Annotated in this window: 28 protein-coding genes; all 28 read right to left on the minus strand. The window is 54.3% G+C overall.

Features of this window, described 5'->3' with window-relative positions; genetic code table 11:
- Positions 1 to 62 precede the first annotated feature (62 nt).
- Complete coding sequence (rpsD, locus tag NCG91_RS08600) at positions 63 to 686, minus strand: 30S ribosomal protein S4 (protein ID WP_010394478.1); 624 nt, start codon at positions 684 to 686, stop codon at positions 63 to 65.
- Between the two features lie 258 nt (positions 687 to 944).
- Positions 945 to 1,349, minus strand: a complete 405-nt coding sequence (gene rpsK, locus NCG91_RS08605; RefSeq protein WP_010394475.1) for a 30S ribosomal protein S11 — start codon at positions 1,347 to 1,349, stop codon at positions 945 to 947.
- Positions 1,350 to 1,366: 17 nt separating this feature from the next.
- Entirely contained in the window at positions 1,367 to 1,732 is a 366-nt protein-coding gene (gene rpsM, locus NCG91_RS08610; protein ID WP_046681666.1) for a 30S ribosomal protein S13, read from the minus strand.
- Between the two features lie 14 nt (positions 1,733 to 1,746).
- Positions 1,747 to 1,860: a 50S ribosomal protein L36 gene (gene rpmJ, locus NCG91_RS08615; protein ID WP_010394471.1), complete on the minus strand. Its 114-nt coding sequence runs from the start codon at positions 1,858 to 1,860 to the stop codon at positions 1,747 to 1,749.
- Between the two features lie 42 nt (positions 1,861 to 1,902).
- Positions 1,903 to 2,121: a translation initiation factor IF-1 gene (infA, locus tag NCG91_RS08620; protein WP_005663428.1), complete on the minus strand. Its 219-nt coding sequence runs from the start codon at positions 2,119 to 2,121 to the stop codon at positions 1,903 to 1,905.
- 18 nt (positions 2,122 to 2,139) lie between these two features.
- Positions 2,140 to 3,474: a preprotein translocase subunit SecY gene (gene secY, locus NCG91_RS08625; protein ID WP_010394438.1), complete on the minus strand. Its 1,335-nt coding sequence runs from the start codon at positions 3,472 to 3,474 to the stop codon at positions 2,140 to 2,142.
- A 32-nt stretch (positions 3,475 to 3,506) separates the two neighbouring features.
- Positions 3,507 to 3,938 (minus strand): 50S ribosomal protein L15, encoded by a 432-nt coding sequence (gene rplO, locus NCG91_RS08630; protein WP_034753211.1) that lies wholly within the window; start codon positions 3,936 to 3,938, stop codon positions 3,507 to 3,509.
- A 30-nt stretch (positions 3,939 to 3,968) separates the two neighbouring features.
- The gene (rpmD, locus tag NCG91_RS08635) at positions 3,969 to 4,148 is read right to left on the minus strand and encodes a 50S ribosomal protein L30 (RefSeq protein ID WP_010394435.1); all 180 of its coding nucleotides are present in this window, start codon (positions 4,146 to 4,148) and stop codon (positions 3,969 to 3,971) included.
- Between the two features lie 10 nt (positions 4,149 to 4,158).
- Positions 4,159 to 4,677, minus strand: a complete 519-nt coding sequence (gene rpsE, locus NCG91_RS08640; RefSeq protein WP_010394433.1) for a 30S ribosomal protein S5 — start codon at positions 4,675 to 4,677, stop codon at positions 4,159 to 4,161.
- 9 nt (positions 4,678 to 4,686) lie between these two features.
- Positions 4,687 to 5,049, minus strand: a complete 363-nt coding sequence (rplR, locus tag NCG91_RS08645) for a 50S ribosomal protein L18 (RefSeq protein ID WP_010394431.1) — start codon at positions 5,047 to 5,049, stop codon at positions 4,687 to 4,689.
- Positions 5,050 to 5,062: 13 nt separating this feature from the next.
- A complete protein-coding gene (rplF, locus tag NCG91_RS08650; RefSeq protein ID WP_034778281.1) occupies positions 5,063 to 5,596 on the minus strand; it encodes a 50S ribosomal protein L6 in 534 nt (177 codons plus the stop codon).
- A gap of 10 nt (positions 5,597 to 5,606) precedes the next feature.
- The gene (rpsH, locus tag NCG91_RS08655; protein ID WP_034753208.1) at positions 5,607 to 6,002 is read right to left on the minus strand and encodes a 30S ribosomal protein S8; all 396 of its coding nucleotides are present in this window, start codon (positions 6,000 to 6,002) and stop codon (positions 5,607 to 5,609) included.
- 14 nt (positions 6,003 to 6,016) lie between these two features.
- A complete protein-coding gene (gene rpsN, locus NCG91_RS08660; protein WP_010394423.1) occupies positions 6,017 to 6,322 on the minus strand; it encodes a 30S ribosomal protein S14 in 306 nt (101 codons plus the stop codon).
- Between the two features lie 2 nt (positions 6,323 to 6,324).
- Positions 6,325 to 6,864: a 50S ribosomal protein L5 gene (gene rplE, locus NCG91_RS08665; RefSeq protein WP_010394421.1), complete on the minus strand. Its 540-nt coding sequence runs from the start codon at positions 6,862 to 6,864 to the stop codon at positions 6,325 to 6,327.
- Positions 6,865 to 6,870: 6 nt separating this feature from the next.
- On the minus strand, positions 6,871 to 7,185 hold the full coding sequence (gene rplX / locus NCG91_RS08670; RefSeq protein WP_034753204.1) for a 50S ribosomal protein L24: 315 nt from the start codon (positions 7,183 to 7,185) through the stop codon (positions 6,871 to 6,873).
- Between the two features lie 9 nt (positions 7,186 to 7,194).
- Positions 7,195 to 7,563, minus strand: coding sequence for a 50S ribosomal protein L14 (gene rplN / locus NCG91_RS08675; RefSeq protein ID WP_008444317.1), 369 nt, complete (start codon positions 7,561 to 7,563; stop codon positions 7,195 to 7,197).
- Between the two features lie 253 nt (positions 7,564 to 7,816).
- The gene (rpsQ, locus tag NCG91_RS08680; protein WP_010394415.1) at positions 7,817 to 8,089 is read right to left on the minus strand and encodes a 30S ribosomal protein S17; all 273 of its coding nucleotides are present in this window, start codon (positions 8,087 to 8,089) and stop codon (positions 7,817 to 7,819) included.
- A complete protein-coding gene (gene rpmC, locus NCG91_RS08685) occupies positions 8,086 to 8,277 on the minus strand; it encodes a 50S ribosomal protein L29 (RefSeq protein ID WP_010394412.1) in 192 nt (63 codons plus the stop codon). The genes rpsQ and rpmC overlap by 4 nt, the downstream gene beginning before the upstream one ends.
- A 12-nt stretch (positions 8,278 to 8,289) precedes the next feature.
- Positions 8,290 to 8,709: a 50S ribosomal protein L16 gene (rplP, locus tag NCG91_RS08690; protein ID WP_034753201.1), complete on the minus strand. Its 420-nt coding sequence runs from the start codon at positions 8,707 to 8,709 to the stop codon at positions 8,290 to 8,292.
- Between the two features lie 2 nt (positions 8,710 to 8,711).
- Positions 8,712 to 9,536 (minus strand): 30S ribosomal protein S3, encoded by an 825-nt coding sequence (rpsC, locus tag NCG91_RS08695; RefSeq protein WP_034753199.1) that lies wholly within the window; start codon positions 9,534 to 9,536, stop codon positions 8,712 to 8,714.
- A 9-nt stretch (positions 9,537 to 9,545) separates the two neighbouring features.
- Entirely contained in the window at positions 9,546 to 9,878 is a 333-nt protein-coding gene (rplV, locus tag NCG91_RS08700) for a 50S ribosomal protein L22 (RefSeq protein ID WP_170840583.1), read from the minus strand.
- On the minus strand, positions 9,875 to 10,150 hold the full coding sequence (rpsS, locus tag NCG91_RS08705) for a 30S ribosomal protein S19 (RefSeq protein ID WP_008444295.1): 276 nt from the start codon (positions 10,148 to 10,150) through the stop codon (positions 9,875 to 9,877). Before rpsS ends, rplV begins: the two co-directional genes overlap by 4 nt.
- 10 nt (positions 10,151 to 10,160) lie before the next feature.
- Positions 10,161 to 10,988: a 50S ribosomal protein L2 gene (gene rplB / locus NCG91_RS08710; RefSeq protein ID WP_034753198.1), complete on the minus strand. Its 828-nt coding sequence runs from the start codon at positions 10,986 to 10,988 to the stop codon at positions 10,161 to 10,163.
- Positions 10,988 to 11,305, minus strand: a complete 318-nt coding sequence (rplW, locus tag NCG91_RS08715; RefSeq protein WP_010394398.1) for a 50S ribosomal protein L23 — start codon at positions 11,303 to 11,305, stop codon at positions 10,988 to 10,990. Before rplW ends, rplB begins: the two co-directional genes overlap by 1 nt.
- On the minus strand, positions 11,302 to 11,922 hold the full coding sequence (gene rplD / locus NCG91_RS08720) for a 50S ribosomal protein L4 (RefSeq protein ID WP_034753197.1): 621 nt from the start codon (positions 11,920 to 11,922) through the stop codon (positions 11,302 to 11,304). Before rplD ends, rplW begins: the two co-directional genes overlap by 4 nt.
- A 3-nt stretch (positions 11,923 to 11,925) precedes the next feature.
- Complete coding sequence (gene rplC / locus NCG91_RS08725) at positions 11,926 to 12,582, minus strand: 50S ribosomal protein L3 (protein WP_010394393.1); 657 nt, start codon at positions 12,580 to 12,582, stop codon at positions 11,926 to 11,928.
- 303 nt (positions 12,583 to 12,885) lie between these two features.
- A complete protein-coding gene (locus NCG91_RS08730) occupies positions 12,886 to 13,080 on the minus strand; it encodes a hypothetical protein (protein WP_077398840.1) in 195 nt (64 codons plus the stop codon).
- A 177-nt stretch (positions 13,081 to 13,257) separates the two neighbouring features.
- Positions 13,258 to 14,685, minus strand: coding sequence for a cell envelope integrity protein CreD (creD, locus tag NCG91_RS08735; RefSeq protein WP_251349395.1), 1,428 nt, complete (start codon positions 14,683 to 14,685; stop codon positions 13,258 to 13,260).
- Between the last annotated feature and the right edge of the window lie 81 nt (positions 14,686 to 14,766).

Consider the following 14,766-nt stretch of genomic DNA (forward strand, 5'->3'; position numbering starts at 1 on the left):
TGATGGCATTAGTAAAACGCCCACTCAAGAAAGTGAGTGGGCGGGAGTCTTGCTAACTACTATTAACGCGAGTACAGCTCGACGATCAGCGATTCGTTGACGTCGTTAGCGATTTCGTTACGCTCTGGCAGGGACTTGAAGGTGCCTTCCATTTTCTTGGCATCAACCGAAACCCAGCTAGGCATACCAACTTGTTCAGCCAGCGACAGTGCTTCAACGATACGCACTTGCTTTTTCGATTTTTCACGAACAGCAACGATGTCGCCAACTTTGACTGCGTACGAAGCGATGTTCACAACGATACCGTTCACGGTGAACGCTTTGTGGCTGACCAATTGACGCGCTTCAGCGCGGGTCGAGCCAAAGCCCATGCGGTAGCAAACGTTGTCCAGACGCGTTTCCAGCAACTTCAACAGCGTTTCGCCGGTGTTGCCTTTACGACGGTCTGCTTCAGCGAAGTAGCGGCGGAATTGACGTTCCAGCACGCCGTACATGCGCTTGACTTTTTGCTTTTCGCGCAGTTGGTTACCGTAGTCCGAGGTGCGGGCGCCGGATTTGACACCGTGCTGGCCTGGCTTGACGTCCAGTTTGCACTTGCTGTCCAGCGAGCGACGTGCGCTCTTCAGGAACAGGTCTGTACCTTCACGGCGGGAAAGTTTTGCTTTAGGTCCGATATAACGTGCCACGATACTTCCTTTTTTTAAATGATAACGCCCCAGCCACATGCATGATCAAACACACTGATGCGGTTAGGCGCTAGTCTGATTTGGTTTCAATCAGACGGTGGCTGAAAACGAAAAACCCGTCAAACAGAATTTGACAGGCAAGAACAGCCGGGCAGTATAACCGTTTCCGGCTCCCTGCTCCAGCGTTTTCACACAACTGTACTGAGTTACAACAGACAGCAAAGCAGCTGGCGCCGAAGCGCCCTCTGCAACACTATCTTAGATACGACGACGTTTCGGTGGACGGCAACCGTTGTGCGGTACCGGCGTCACGTCCTGGATCTCGGTGATCTTGATGCCCAGGTTGTTCAGCGCGCGAACGGCGGATTCACGACCAGGACCTGGGCCCTTGATACGTACTTCCAGGTTCTTCACGCCACACTCAACAGCCACTTTACCAGCGGCTTCCGCGGCGACCTGCGCTGCGAATGGGGTCGATTTACGCGAACCCTTGAAGCCTGCACCGCCGGAGGTAGCCCACGACAAGGCATTGCCTTGACGATCGGTGATGGTAATGATGGTGTTATTGAACGAAGCGTGGACATGCGCGATGCCTTCAGCGACGTTCTTTTTAACTTTTTTACGCACGCGTGCTGATGCGGCGTTATTTTGCGACTTAGCCATAATTATTCCCTAGCGGATTATTTTTTCAGCGATTGAGCGGCTTTACGCGGTCCCTTGCGGGTACGTGCGTTCGTACGCGTACGCTGGCCACGGCAAGGCAGACCCTTACGATGACGCATGCCGCGGTAGCAACCCAGATCCATCAAACGCTTGATGTTCATGGACAGTTCACGACGCAGATCGCCTTCGACGATGAATTTACCTACTTCATCGCGCAGCTTTTCCAGTTCGCTGTCATCCAGATCTTTGATCTTTTTGTTGGTTGCTACACCGGTCGATGCACAGATTTTCTCTGCGCGTGGACGGCCCACACCGTAGATGGCCGTCAGGCCGATAACGGTATGCTGATGATTTGGGATATTAACCCCTGCAATACGTGCCATTTGTTATTCCTCGATTAACCTTGACGCTGCTTGTGACGTGGTTCCACGCAGATAACGCGGACTACGCCTTTGCGCTTGATGATCTTGCAGTTGCGGCAGATCCGCTTGACTGATGCGAGAACTTTCATTTTTGGGCTCTTTCTTTCGCTTCTTTGGTTTGATTCAGTGTGTTACTTGGTACGGAACACAATGCGGGCTCGGCTCAGGTCGTACGGCGTTAACTCCACCGTCACCTTGTCTCCAGGGAGAATGCGAATATAGTTCATCCGCATTTTACCTGAAATATGCCCGAGCACCACGTGTCCGTTCTCCAGCTTCACTCGAAATGTTGCATTTGGGAGATTCTCAAGAATCTCGCCCTGCATCTGTATGACGTCGTCTTTTGCCATTCGGTATGTTTACCGCGCTTAACGCGTCGGAATTCCGCCCTTGAAATTTGCTTTGCGCAGCAGTGAATCATATTGCTGCGACATCACGTAGTTCTGTACTTGCGCCATGAAATCCATGGTGACAACTACAATAATCAATAAAGAAGTACCGCCGAAATAGAATGGTACTTTCCACTGGGCTTGCATAAATTCCGGCAATAAACACACCAGGGTGATGTAGACTGCGCCGGCAAGTGTCAAGCGTGTCAGGATCTTGTCGATGTAACGGGCTGTCTGTTCGCCTGGACGGATCCCGGGAATGAACGCACCGCTTTTCTTCAAGTTATCCGCTGTTTCCTTGCTGTTAAAGACCAGCGCTGTATAGAAGAAACAGAAAAACACGATCGCCACTGCGTACAACAGCGCATGGATAGGCTCACCAGGCCCCATCGATGCTGCCAAATCTTTCAAGAACCGCACCGCAGGGTTAGCGTTGTCGGCGCCCTTTGAAAACCAGTCCACGATAGTGGCCGGGAACAAGATGATCGAAGAAGCAAAGATCGGCGGGATCACGCCGGCCATGTTCAGCTTCAACGGCAAATGGCTGGTTTGACCGCCATAAATCTTGTTGCCTACCTGGCGCTTCGCGTAATTGACCAATATTTTGCGCTGACCACGTTCGACGAATACGACGAAGTACGTTACCAGTGCTACCAGGATCACGATGAAAATCGCGCTGAAGCTGCCGATCGAACCATTCGACACCTGAGTGAACAAGCCACCCAACGCCGACGGCAGACCTGCTGCAATCCCGGCAAAAATGATGATCGAGATGCCATTCCCCAAGCCACGCTCGGTAATTTGCTCACCCAACCACATCAAAAACATTGTTCCGGTCAACAAAGTGACGACCGTCACGAAGCGGAATGCAAGACCAGGTTCCAACACCAGACCAGCTTGCGACTCCAGTGCGACTGCAATGCCTAACGCTTGGAACAGTGCCAGGGCAACCGTGAAATACCGGGTGTACTGGGTGATCTTGCGACGACCTGCTTCGCCTTCTTTTTTCAACGCTTCCATCTGCGGTGACACGATCGACAGCAATTGCATGATGATCGAGGCCGAGATATAAGGCATGATACCCAGCGCAAACACTGTAAAACGAGACAAGGCACCGCCCGAGAACATGTTGAACATGCCCAGGACGCCGCCTTCGTGCTCCTTGAACAGCGAGGCTAATTGTGTCGGGTCAATCCCGGGAACCGGGACGTGAGCACCGATACGATAAACCACCAATGCGCCAAGCAAAAACCAGAGCCGTCCCCAAGGGAAACCGGCCGCTGCACTTTTAGCAAGTTGTGGATTAGTCGCCAATTTTCGCTCCGATCAAGCTGTTAGCGGTCAACTCAGGCTACCGAGCCGCCGGCTGCTTCGATGGCTGCTTTCGCGCCAGCGGACACTTTCAAGCCCTTCAAATTCACCGCTTTGGTGATTTCGCCGGACAAGATCACGCGCACGTCACGGGCCAACACGCCCAGAACGCCAGCTTGCTTCAAGACCAGAATGTCGACATCGCCAACAGCCAGGTTGTTCAGATCGGACAGGCGCACTTCAGCTTTGAAGGTTGCGTGCATCGATTTGAAACCGCGCTTAGGCAGACGGCGTTGCAGAGGCATCTGACCGCCTTCGAAACCGACTTTATGAAAGCCGCCCGAACGCGATTTCTGACCTTTGTGACCACGACCCGAGGTTTTACCCAGGCCGGAGCCGATACCGCGACCGACGCGACGCTTGTAGTGCTTAGCGCCTTCGGCTGGTGCAATAGTATTCAATTCCATGATTTGCTCCGTTCGTGTAAGCCCGAAGGCTTACCCGACAACTTTAACGAGATACGATACTTTATTGATCATGCCGCGTACGGATGGGGTGTCTTGCAATTCGGAAACCGAATTTACACGACGCAGACCCAGACCGCGCACGGTAGCGCGATGCGATTCGCGCGTACCGATCAAGCCCTTGACCAATTGCACTTTGACTGTGTTTGTCATTTTGTCCACCTTAAGCCAGAATGTCTTCGACCGACTTGCCGCGTTTGGCAGCGATATCGGAAGCAGTGCTCATTTTCGACAGGCCGTCCAGCGTAGCGCGTACCAGGTTGTATGGGTTGTTCGAACCGGTGGATTTCGCCACCACGTCCGTCACGCCCATCACTTCGAAGATAGCGCGCATTGCGCCACCAGCGATAACGCCAGTACCAGGCTTAGCTGGGTTCATCAGGACCTTGGAGGCGCCGTGACGACCAACAACCGTGTGATGCAAGGTACCGTTTTTGAGCGGTACTTTGATCAGGTTGCGACGGGCTTCTTCCATTGCCTTCTGCACGCCAACTGGCACTTCTTTCGATTTGCCCTTGCCCATGCCGACGCGGCCATCGCCATCACCAACTACGGTCAGCGCGGCGAAACCCATGATACGACCACCCTTGACCACTTTGGTCACGCGGTTGATCGCGATCATTTTTTCGCGCATGCCATCATCCGGCTTGTCGCTTTGCATTTTTGCTTGCATTTTTGCCATGATTGATCCTTAGAACTTCAGACCGGCTTCGCGTGCGGCTTCTGCCAACGCTTTCACACGGCCGTGGTAACGGAAACCGGAGCGGTCAAACGCAACTTCGGTAATCCCTGCTTTCAACGCTTTTTCAGCGACGCGCTTGCCGATCAAGGCTGCAGCAGCGGCATTGCCGCCTTTGCCGGATTGGCCTGCCAGTTCAGCGCGAACTTCCGCTTCAGCCGTCGAGGCCGAAACCAGGACTTTAGCGTCCGGGCTGATCAGGTTGGCGTAAATGTGCAGGTTGGTGCGATGCACCGACAAGCGATTTACTTTCAATTCCGCAATCTTGATGCGGGTTTGGCGTCCGCGGCGAAGCCGTGATTCTTTCTTATCCATCGTCAGCCCCTAATTACTTCTTCTTGGTTTCTTTAAGCTTAACCACTTCGTCCGCATAGCGAACGCCCTTGCCTTTATAAGGCTCAGGAGCGCGGTAAGCACGAACTTCAGCGGCTACCTGGCCAACCTGTTGACGGTCGATACCTTTAATCAGGATCTCGGTCGGGGTTGGTGTTGCGCAGGTAACGCCAGCTGGCATGTCATGCACTACAGGGTGCGAGAAACCCAGGGACAGATTCAGCTTGTCGCCTTGAGCTTGCGCCTTGTAACCCACGCCTACCAGGTTCAGCTTTTTCTCGAAACCCTTGGTGACGCCAACAACCATGTTGTTGACCAGTGCGCGCAGCGTGCCGGACATGGCATTGGCTTCGCGGCTGTCGTTTGCCACGTCGAAACTCAGGGTTCCTGCATTGTTTTCCACTTTGACCTGGCCGGTGAGGGCCTGGGAAAGTACGCCCAGCGGGCCTTTTACGGTGATCGCTTGTGCGGAGATGGCGACTTCGGCGCCAGCTGGCACTACGATAGGCATTTTAGCTACTCGAGACATGTGTAACTCCTTAAGCCACGTAGCAAATAACTTCGCCGCCGACACCGGTAGCGCGTGCTTTGCGGTCAGTCATGACGCCTTGCGGAGTCGACACGATCGCCACACCCAAGCCATTCATCACAACAGGGATCTCGTCTTTACCCTTGTAGACGCGCAGACCCGGACGGGACACACGCTCCAAGCGCTCAATGACGGGACGGCCAACATAATACTTCAAACCGATTTTCAGTTCCGCTTTGCCACCAGCTTCGGCAACAGCGAAATCTTCAATGTAACCCTCGTCCTTCAGGACGCTGGCAATCGCAATTTTGACTTTCGACGATGGCATGGCCACGGTCGTCTTTTGCACGCCTTGTGCATTGCGAATGCGGGTCAGCATATCGGCGATAGGATCGCTCATACTCATTGCATATTCTCCTATTACCAGCTTGCTTTTGTCATACCCGGAATTTCACCACGCATGGCGAATTCACGGAGCTTGATACGACCCAGACCGAATTTACGGAATGTGCCGCGCGGACGACCAGTGATGGCGCAACGGTTACGTTGACGCGTCGGGTTCGAGTTACGTGGCAGCGCCTGCAATTTCAGGCGAGCTTCGTAGCGCTCTTCTTCCGATTTCGATTGGTCATCGACGATGGCCTTGAGAGCTTCGCGCTTAGGGGCGAATTTCGCCACCAGGTCAGCACGCTTGATCTCACGATTAATCAGTGACAGTTTGGCCATGATCAGTTCCTGAAAGGGAATTTAAAGGCGGCGAGCAAAGCTTTGGCTTCGTCATCGGTCTTAGCGGTTGTCGTGATGCTGATATTCATACCGCGCAACGCGTCAATCTTGTCGTATTCGATTTCAGGGAAAATGATCTGTTCCTTGACACCGATGTTGTAGTTGCCACGACCATCAAATGCACGGCCGTTCACACCACGGAAATCGCGTACGCGCGGCAGAGCCACGGTAATGAAGCGATCCAGGAACTCGTACATGCGAGCGCCGCGCAGGGTGACCATCGTACCGATCGGGTAACCTTCACGGATTTTGAAGCCTGCGATCGCTTTGCGGGACTTGGTGGTCACTGGCTTCTGGCCGGCGATCTTGGTCAAGTCAGCAACTGCGTGCTCGAGAACTTTTTTATCCGCGATAGCCTCACCAACACCCATGTTCAGGGTGATCTTGGTCAGGCGTGGAACTTCCATTACCGACTTGTAACCAAACTTGCTGGTCAGGTCGGCAACGACTTTTTCTTTATAGAATTCTTGGAGACGTGCCATGATTTCTTAAGCCTTCACTACTTCGCCGGAGGATTTAAAGATGCGAACTTTCTTGCCGTCCACTTCTTTGAAACCCACGCGATCTGCCTTGCCAGTCGCTGCATTAAACAATGCAACGTTGGACACGTGAATTGGCATGGTCTTATCGACGATACCACCAGTTACGCCAGTCATCGGGTTTGGCTTAGTCGCTTTTTTAGCGATGTTAATGCCGTCAACCACGATATGTTCAGCATCGATACGCTGCTGTACCACACCACGTTTGCCCTTGTCTTTCCCGGTCAGAACGATGACTTCGTCGTTTTTACGAATCTTATCCATTACGACTCCTTACAGGACTTCCGGTGCCAGGGACACGATTTTCATGAACTTCTCAGTGCGCAGTTCGCGCGTGACAGGTCCAAAAATACGGGTACCGATCGGTTCCAGCTTGGCGTTCAACAGAACGGCGGCGTTGCCGTCGAACTTCACCAGGGAACCGTCTTGGCGGCGAACACCTTTAGCGGTGCGCACAACCACGGCGTTATAAATTTCACCTTTTTTGACACGGCCACGTGGCGCAGCAACCTTAACGGTTACCTTGATCACATCGCCAATGCCAGCATAACGGCGCTTGGAGCCGCCCAATACCTTGATGCACATTACTTCTTTGGCACCGGTATTGTCAGCCACTTCGAGCCGGCTTTCAGTTTGAATCATAGTATTCTCTTTCCCAACTTAAGCCGAAGAATCCACACAATGTAGACCCACGGTCAGTCTTGGTCCCGCCAGAGCCGCCCTGCTGGGCTTCACTGTTTGGGTGCATGACCTTCATACATCAACTGACCGCGAATGCTACTGTCTGTGGCCAGACACTTTGCGGCGTTACATGAACGAAGCCCGCAAGTATTACATACAATTTGCGGGCCTGCAAGTACTAATTAAAAGCCACCGCCGAAACGGTGGTTTTTATTTAAACGGTTGGTGCGGCTTGAACCACACGTGTCACCGTCCATGCCTTCGTTTTGGAGATCGGGCGACCTTCCTGGATCTCGACCGTGTCACCGGCCTTGACTTGGTTGGTCTCGTCATGCGCGTGATACTTGTTCGAACGCATGATGATCTTGCCATACAAAGGATGTTTTACGTGGCGCTCGATCAGAACGGTAACGGTCTTGTCCATCTTGTCCGAAACCACTTTACCGATCAGCGTGCGCTTGAGCGACTGTTTCACTGGTTCGTTCATTTGGCTTCCTTCAGATTCATTACCGTCTTCACACGCGCGATATCGCGGCGTACCTTCTTGAGCTGCGAAGTGTTGCTCAGCTGCTGCGTAGCGATTTGCATGCGCAGGCCGAACTGTGCCTTCAACAGGTCATTCAGCTCTTTTTGCAGAGCTGGCTGGTCCTTGCCGCGGAGTTCAGATGCTTTCATATACAACTCCAATTATTGGCCGACTTGGCGGATGACAAACGTCGTCGCCAGTGGCAGTTTAGCGGCGGCAAGACGGAATGCTTCCCGTGCCAGCGCTTCATCAACGCCATCCATTTCGTACAGTACTTTACCTGGCTGAATTTCAGCGACGTAGTACTCAGGATTACCTTTACCGTTACCCATACGGACTTCAGCCGGTTTGTTCGAAATCGGTTTGTCCGGGAAAATACGGATCCAGATACGGCCACCGCGCTTGATGTGACGCGTCATTGCACGACGCGCCGCTTCAATTTGACGCGCAGTGATACGACCGCGCGCAACTGCCTTCAGACCGAATTCGCCAAACGACACGGCGGTGCCGCGGCTGTGCGAAATACCGGTATTACGGCCTTTCTGCTCTTTACGATACTTTCTGCGTGCTGGTTGCAGCATGATTATTCTCCTGCTTTCTCAGCTGGTGCTGCTGCGGCGGCCGGTTTAGCGGCGGTACGCACACGTGCACCTGGTGCTGTGGATGGTTTCGCACCGGCACCGGCTGGACGTGGACGGCCAGCTGGCTTGCCATCGTCACGGCGTGGGCCGCGGCTTTTCTTCTCGTCAGCTGGGGTATCGATGACTGGTGCATCGCCGTTAGGCGCGCGGTCACCTTTGTATACCCACACCTTGACACCGATGATGCCGTAGGTGGTCGACGCTTCGCTGGTACCGTAGTCGATATCGGCGCGCAGGGTATGCAGAGGCACGCGGCCTTCGCGGTACCACTCTTTACGTGCGATTTCGATACCGTTCAGACGGCCGGACGACATGATCTTGATACCGAGAGCACCCAGGCGCATTGCATTTTGCATTGCACGCTTCATGGCGCGGCGGAACATGATCCGTTTTTCCAGCTGCTGAGCGATCGAGTCGGCGATCAGTTGCGAGTCGATTTCTGGCTTGCGAATTTCTTCGATGTTCACGTGAACAGGTACGCCCATGATCTTGGTCAGCGCGGACTTCAGTACTTCGATGTCTTCGCCTTTTTTACCAATGACCACGCCTGGACGCGAGCTGTAGATCGTGAAGCGCGCGTTCTTGGCTGGGCGCTCGATAACGATGCGGCCAACGGAAGCGTTCTTCAGTTTCTTTTTCAGGTAAGCACGTGCTTTCAAGTCTTCGTTCAGCATGGCAGCGAAATTACCGTTGCCTGCATACCAGCGCGAAGCCCAGTTACGGGTGACCGCCAGACGGAAACCGGTTGGATGAATTTTCTGACCCATCGTGGCTCCTTAGTTACCGACAGTCACGTAAACGTGACAGGATTGTTTCGAAATACGGTCGCCACGGCCTTTTGCACGCGCGGTGAAGCGCTTCAGGACGGGGCCCTTTTCGACGTAGATCGTTTTCACGAACAATTCGTCGATGTCCGCGCCATCATTGTGCTCGGCATTCGCAATAGCGGATTCCAGAACGCGTTTGATGATCGCAGCACCTTTTTTCGGGCTGAATTGCAAGATGTTGAGTGCAGCGTCAACTTTCTTGCCACGGATCAGGTCAGCAACCAGGCGGCCCTTTTGGTCCGACAGGCGCACACCTTTGAGGATAGCTTTAGTTTCCATTATTTCTTAGCCTTTTTGTCAGCTGCATGGCCCTTGAACGTACGGGTCAGTGCGAATTCGCCGAGCTTGTGACCAACCATGTTTTCGGAAACATAAACCGGCACGTGCAGCTTGCCGTTATGCACCGCGATCGTCAGGCCGATGAAGTCAGGCATGATTGTCGAACGACGCGACCAGGTTTTGATTGGCTTTTTGTCTTTGGCTGCTTGCGCGGCTTCAACTTTTTTCACCAGGTGGGCGTCACAGAACGGCCCTTTTTTCAATGAACGTGTCATGTGCTACCCCTTATTTCTTGCCGCGGCGCGAGACGATCATGGAAGTAGTACGCTTGTTGCTGCGTGTCTTCTTACCCTTAGTCTGTTGGCCCCAAGGCGAAACTGGATGACGACCAGCTGCTGTTTTACCTTCACCACCACCGTGCGGGTGATCGACCGGGTTCATGACCACACCGCGAACGGTAGGACGAACACCGCGCCAGCGCATCGCACCAGCTTTACCGATTTTACGCAGGCTGTGCTCGGCATTGCCGACTTCACCAACCGTTGCACGGCACTCGATGTGCACGCGACGTACTTCACCCGAGCGCAGACGCACTTGAGCGTAGGTACCTTCACGTGCCATCAGCACAACGCCAGCGCCGGCGGTACGTGCCATTTGAGCACCTTTACCTGGCAGCATTTCGACGCAATGCATCACGGTACCGACTGGGATGTTACGGATTGGCAAGCAGTTACCCGATTTGATCGGTGCTTCCGAACCGTTCATCACGCTGTCGCCAACGGCCATGCCTTTGGTTGCGATGATGTAGTGACGTTCGCCGTCGGCGTAGCACAACAGAGCGATATTCGCGGTGCGGTTTGGATCGTATTCGATACGTTCCACTTTCGCTGGAATACCATCTTTGGTGCGCTTGAAGTCGATCAAGCGATAGTGTTGCTTATGACCACCACCGATATGACGGGTGGTGATGTGACCGTTGTTGTTACGACCAGCGGTCTTGGATTTCTTTTCAACCAGGGCAGCGAACGGACGACCTTTGTACAGGTCGGCATTCACCACCTTTACCATGCCGCGACGGCCTGGCGAGGTTGGTTTCATCTTAACGAGTGCCATTATGCAGCCTCCTCGGAGAAGTTGATTTCCTGGCCAGGCTTCAGGCACACGAAAGCACGCTTGGTATGGTTACGACGACCGTTGAACTTGCCGGTGCGCTTTTGCTTACCTTCGCGGTTTGCAGTTTGCACGGACAGAACTTCAACCTTGAACAGCAGTTCGACCGCTGCCTTGATTTCAGGCTTGGTTGCATCCGGCAGTACGCGGAATACAATTTGCTCGTTCTTTTCCGCGACCATGGTGGCCTTTTCGGAAATCACGGGCGCCAACAGCACCTTCATCAAGCGTTCTTCGCTATGTTTCAAAATCGCGCTCATGCCAGCATCTCCTCAATCTTGGCCAATGCAGCTTTGGTGACCAGGATCTTCTTGTAGAACACCAGGGACATCGGGTCTGCGTGACGTGGCTCAACGACGAGTACGTTAGGCAGGTTGCGCGATGCCAGTTCCAGGTTTTCGTTCAGAACGTCGGTGATGATCAGAACCGAATCAAAGCCCAGGCCGTTCAATTTTTGCGACAGCAGCTTGGTTTTTGGCGCGTCGATCGTCAGATCGTCGATGACGATCAGGCGCTCTTCGCGAGCCAGCTGCGACAGGATCGAGCAGATACCTGCGCGATACATTTTTTTGTTCACTTTGTGGGTGAAGTTTTCGTCAGGCGAGTTCGGGAAAATCCGACCACCGCCGCGCCACAGTGGCGACGACGACATACCAGCACGCGCGCGGCCGGTACCTTTTTGGCGCCATGGCTTTTTCGTCGTGTGGTGAACTTCTTCACGGTCTTTTTGCTTGCGGTTACCACTACGTGCATTCGCTTGATAAGCGATGACGACTTGGTGGATCAGCGCTTCATTGTAGTCACGGCCGAAAATCGTATCGGCTGCAGCAACGTTCGAGGCGGCTTGACCTTGCGCATTCAGAAGCTTGAGTTCCATCGTTTAAGCTCCCTTCTTGGCTTTGGTTTTGATGGCTGGCGAGACAACTACCTGGCCATTTTTCGCACCTGGAATCGCGCCTTTGACCAGCAACAGCTGACGGTCGGCATCGATACGGGCGATCACGAGGTTCTGGATAGTACGGTTAACGTCACCCAGATGACCGGTCATGCGCTTACCAGGGAAAACGCGACCTGGATCTTGTGCCATACCGATGGAACCTGGAACGTTATGCGAACGCGAGTTACCGTGCGTTGCACGGCCAGAAGCGAAGTGGTAACGTTTGATAACGCCTGCATAGCCTTTACCGATGGTAACGCCTTGCACGTCGATCTTTTGACCGACTTCGAACAGGGAAGCAGCGACAACATCGCCAGCTTTCAGTTCAGCGGCTTTAGCAGCGTCAACGCGGAACTCTTTCAACAGAGTACCGGCTTCAACACCAGCTTTAGCGTGATGACCAGCAACAGCTTTGGTCACGCGGGAAGCGCGACGTTGACCGAATGCGACCTGAACAGCGGAGTAACCATCTGTTTCAGGGGTTTTGATTTGCGCAACACGGTTGTTCGATACGTCCAACACGGTGACAGGAATCGAATCCCCTTCATCCGTGAAAATGCGCATCATACCAACCTTGCGACCGAGAAGGCCTAGGCTCATTTTTTCTCCATTCCCACCTGCGATTGGGCGGGGCTTGTTTAACTACAAAGTAACGTAGGACTCAAAAAAGACGAATCCATACCGAAGCCGGCTAGTATATAGCACAAAAACCCTTGACGCAACAAGTTAACACGAGGTATGTCAAAGTGTTGCGCGACGCCCCTGCAGGAGTTGTCGAACACCTCCCGCAATTGTCGCAGCGCCTCGTCAAAATGAGCATCCATGCGCCCTGACGCCACAAAAAGAAGGGCGCGGACCAGGCCTGTGCCCCGTCCGCGCCCATGCGTCATGCGAGTCGCTGGTCTAGCCGTTGCAGCGCTCCAGGCAATGTTGGAGCAGGTCACGGCAAATCGGGCTGCCGCCCAATGAACCGGTGCAGCCAACATAGCTGCTGTCGCAGCGCGAACGGCATTGCCAGACATCCTCACTCGCCGCGGCATACGCGTAACCGGCACTCAGGCCACAGGCGAAGAGGAAAAAAGCCAGTTTCTTGATCATGGTGCTGTCTCCAGATTGTTATGTTGGAATGAAAGGAACTGCCCGGTGGCGGCAAGCCATCCTTCCTGCCGCCCGCTATTACTCCCGCAAACCGCAACACACAATACCGTGCTGCCCGGAAAGCAATACCAAAGACTACCGTAAACAATACCAACTTAAAACCAATTATTTTCCAAATCAGCAATCTTTTTCATGCCTCACTGGAGCAGGCTCTGACGATTGCTGCCCTCCCCTGCCTACCTGATACCAGTCCACCTTGCGCGTCGCCACCATGATGGCGGCCAACACGGCGAACAGCAGGATGCTGCCCATCAACAGCGCATTGTTTTCCGAGCTCAGCAAGCCATACAGGGCGCCATACAGCACGGTCAGCGCCACGCCGAAGCCGATGCCGCGCCAGGCGTTGTGCAGCACGTGCACCAGGTAAAAGCTGGTCAGCACGATGCACGCGGCGCTGGCGATCAGATAGGCGGCCAGGAAGGCGATATGCTCGGCCAGGCCCACCAGCAGCAGGAAGAAGATCACCAGCGACAGGCCCACCAGCAAATATTGCACCGGGTGGATCGGCAGGCTTTTCAGGATTTCAAAGATGAAGAAGGCGGCAAAGGTCAGTGCCACGAACAGCAAGCCATATTTCGTGGCCCGGTCCGACTGCGAATACACGTTCACCGGCTCGATGAAGCCCACGCTGAAGCGGTCGATCTGGCCCAGCGGGGCGCTGTCGGGCACCTTGAATTCCCCTTCGATCGTGCTCAGTTGCGTTTGCGCATTGGTGGCCAGCGACGAGATATTCCACGCTACATTGAAGCCCTGGGCATCGATCTGGCGATTCTTCGGCGACGGCAGGAAGCGCCCGCCAAACTGCGGATGGGGCCAGTTCGACTTGATCTGGATCTGACTGTTCTTGGCCACCGGCACGAAATGCTGGCGTTCGATGCCATCGAGGCCCAGGTCAAAGCTGAAGCGCACCTGTTGCGGCGCCGCCAGAGGCATGGCGCCCAGCGGCGCATGCAAGCCGCTGCGGAAGGCAAGCAGGTCGGTACCCTGCTCGAACTCGATCTTTTGTCCGCCCCAGTCGATTTTCGGAATATTGCGGATGCCGCGCACGTCCTCGATGGAGAGGGCGACGAAAGGCTGGCCCAGGGTCACGCGCGAGTCCGGCGACTTGCGCGGCAGTTGGCTGCTGGCCGGCACCGTGAAGTCGCCCTTGAAGGCATGCTGGCCGCTGTAGACCAGCACCTGGTGGATGCCGCGGTAACGGCGATCCGTCTCGATGTTGCCGTTGATCTGCAGATCGTTCGGGTACACGAGCAGGCGACGCTGCACCAAGCGGCGCAGCAACTCCGTGCGCGCAGGCGCTTTCGCTTCCTTGTCATCACCCTTGGCCACTTCCACGCGCTCTTCGTACTGCTCCGTGTAGGGAATCACGAGGATGGGGCCGATGATGGTTTGTTCGCGCACCGAATCGGCGGCGATGCTGTTGACGGCTTCCTGGCGGAACTCCATCCGCTCCTTGATCGTTTCCTGAATCATCAGCAAAGGCAAGCCGATTAACAACATCAGGCCGAACACGATCATCGCTTTGACTAAGAGAGTTTTTTGCATGGCGCATCCTTGAAGTAAGGCGGCCAGTGTAGGAAAGCTGTATGCGCTGACGATGCAGTCTGTGTGAAGCCTGTAAATATA

Source organism: Janthinobacterium kumbetense (assembly GCF_023703445.1).
Taxonomy (GTDB): domain Bacteria; phylum Pseudomonadota; class Gammaproteobacteria; order Burkholderiales; family Burkholderiaceae_D; genus Janthinobacterium; species Janthinobacterium kumbetense.

Excerpts from the sequence above, each read along its gene's own strand:
- rpsK (WP_010394475.1), bottom strand. The coding sequence starts at position 1,349 with ATGGCTAAGTCGCAAAATAACGCCGCATCAGCACGCGTGCGTAAAAAA.
- rpsM (WP_046681666.1), bottom strand. The coding sequence starts at position 1,732 with ATGGCACGTATTGCAGGGGTTAATATCCCAAATCATCAGCATACCGTT.
- rpmJ (WP_010394471.1), bottom strand. The coding sequence starts at position 1,860 with ATGAAAGTTCTCGCATCAGTCAAGCGGATCTGCCGCAACTGCAAGATC.
- infA (WP_005663428.1), bottom strand. The coding sequence starts at position 2,121 with ATGGCAAAAGACGACGTCATACAGATGCAGGGCGAGATTCTTGAGAAT.
- rplO (WP_034753211.1), bottom strand. The coding sequence starts at position 3,938 with ATGGAATTGAATACTATTGCACCAGCCGAAGGCGCTAAGCACTACAAG.
- rpmD (WP_010394435.1), bottom strand. The coding sequence starts at position 4,148 with ATGACAAACACAGTCAAAGTGCAATTGGTCAAGGGCTTGATCGGTACG.
- rpsE (WP_010394433.1), bottom strand. The coding sequence starts at position 4,677 with ATGGCAAAAATGCAAGCAAAAATGCAAAGCGACAAGCCGGATGATGGC.
- rplR (WP_010394431.1), bottom strand. The coding sequence starts at position 5,049 with ATGGATAAGAAAGAATCACGGCTTCGCCGCGGACGCCAAACCCGCATC.
- rplF (WP_034778281.1), bottom strand. The coding sequence starts at position 5,596 with ATGTCTCGAGTAGCTAAAATGCCTATCGTAGTGCCAGCTGGCGCCGAA.
- rpsH (WP_034753208.1), bottom strand. The coding sequence starts at position 6,002 with ATGAGTATGAGCGATCCTATCGCCGATATGCTGACCCGCATTCGCAAT.
- rpsN (WP_010394423.1), bottom strand. The coding sequence starts at position 6,322 with ATGGCCAAACTGTCACTGATTAATCGTGAGATCAAGCGTGCTGACCTG.
- rplE (WP_010394421.1), bottom strand. The coding sequence starts at position 6,864 with ATGGCACGTCTCCAAGAATTCTATAAAGAAAAAGTCGTTGCCGACCTG.
- rplX (WP_034753204.1), bottom strand. The coding sequence starts at position 7,185 with ATGGATAAGATTCGTAAAAACGACGAAGTCATCGTTCTGACCGGGAAA.
- rplN (WP_008444317.1), bottom strand. The coding sequence starts at position 7,563 with ATGATTCAAACTGAAAGCCGGCTCGAAGTGGCTGACAATACCGGTGCC.
- rpsQ (WP_010394415.1), bottom strand. The coding sequence starts at position 8,089 with ATGAACGAACCAGTGAAACAGTCGCTCAAGCGCACGCTGATCGGTAAA.
- rpmC (WP_010394412.1), bottom strand. The coding sequence starts at position 8,277 with ATGAAAGCATCTGAACTCCGCGGCAAGGACCAGCCAGCTCTGCAAAAA.
- rplP (WP_034753201.1), bottom strand. The coding sequence starts at position 8,709 with ATGCTGCAACCAGCACGCAGAAAGTATCGTAAAGAGCAGAAAGGCCGT.
- rpsC (WP_034753199.1), bottom strand. The coding sequence starts at position 9,536 with ATGGGTCAGAAAATTCATCCAACCGGTTTCCGTCTGGCGGTCACCCGT.
- rpsS (WP_008444295.1), bottom strand. The coding sequence starts at position 10,150 with ATGACACGTTCATTGAAAAAAGGGCCGTTCTGTGACGCCCACCTGGTG.
- rplB (WP_034753198.1), bottom strand. The coding sequence starts at position 10,988 with ATGGCACTCGTTAAGATGAAACCAACCTCGCCAGGCCGTCGCGGCATG.
- rplW (WP_010394398.1), bottom strand. The coding sequence starts at position 11,305 with ATGAGCGCGATTTTGAAACATAGCGAAGAACGCTTGATGAAGGTGCTG.
- rplD (WP_034753197.1), bottom strand. The coding sequence starts at position 11,922 with ATGGAACTCAAGCTTCTGAATGCGCAAGGTCAAGCCGCCTCGAACGTT.
- rplC (WP_010394393.1), bottom strand. The coding sequence starts at position 12,582 with ATGAGCCTAGGCCTTCTCGGTCGCAAGGTTGGTATGATGCGCATTTTC.
- NCG91_RS08730 (WP_077398840.1), bottom strand. The coding sequence starts at position 13,080 with ATGATCAAGAAACTGGCTTTTTTCCTCTTCGCCTGTGGCCTGAGTGCC.
- creD (WP_251349395.1), bottom strand. The coding sequence starts at position 14,685 with ATGCAAAAAACTCTCTTAGTCAAAGCGATGATCGTGTTCGGCCTGATG.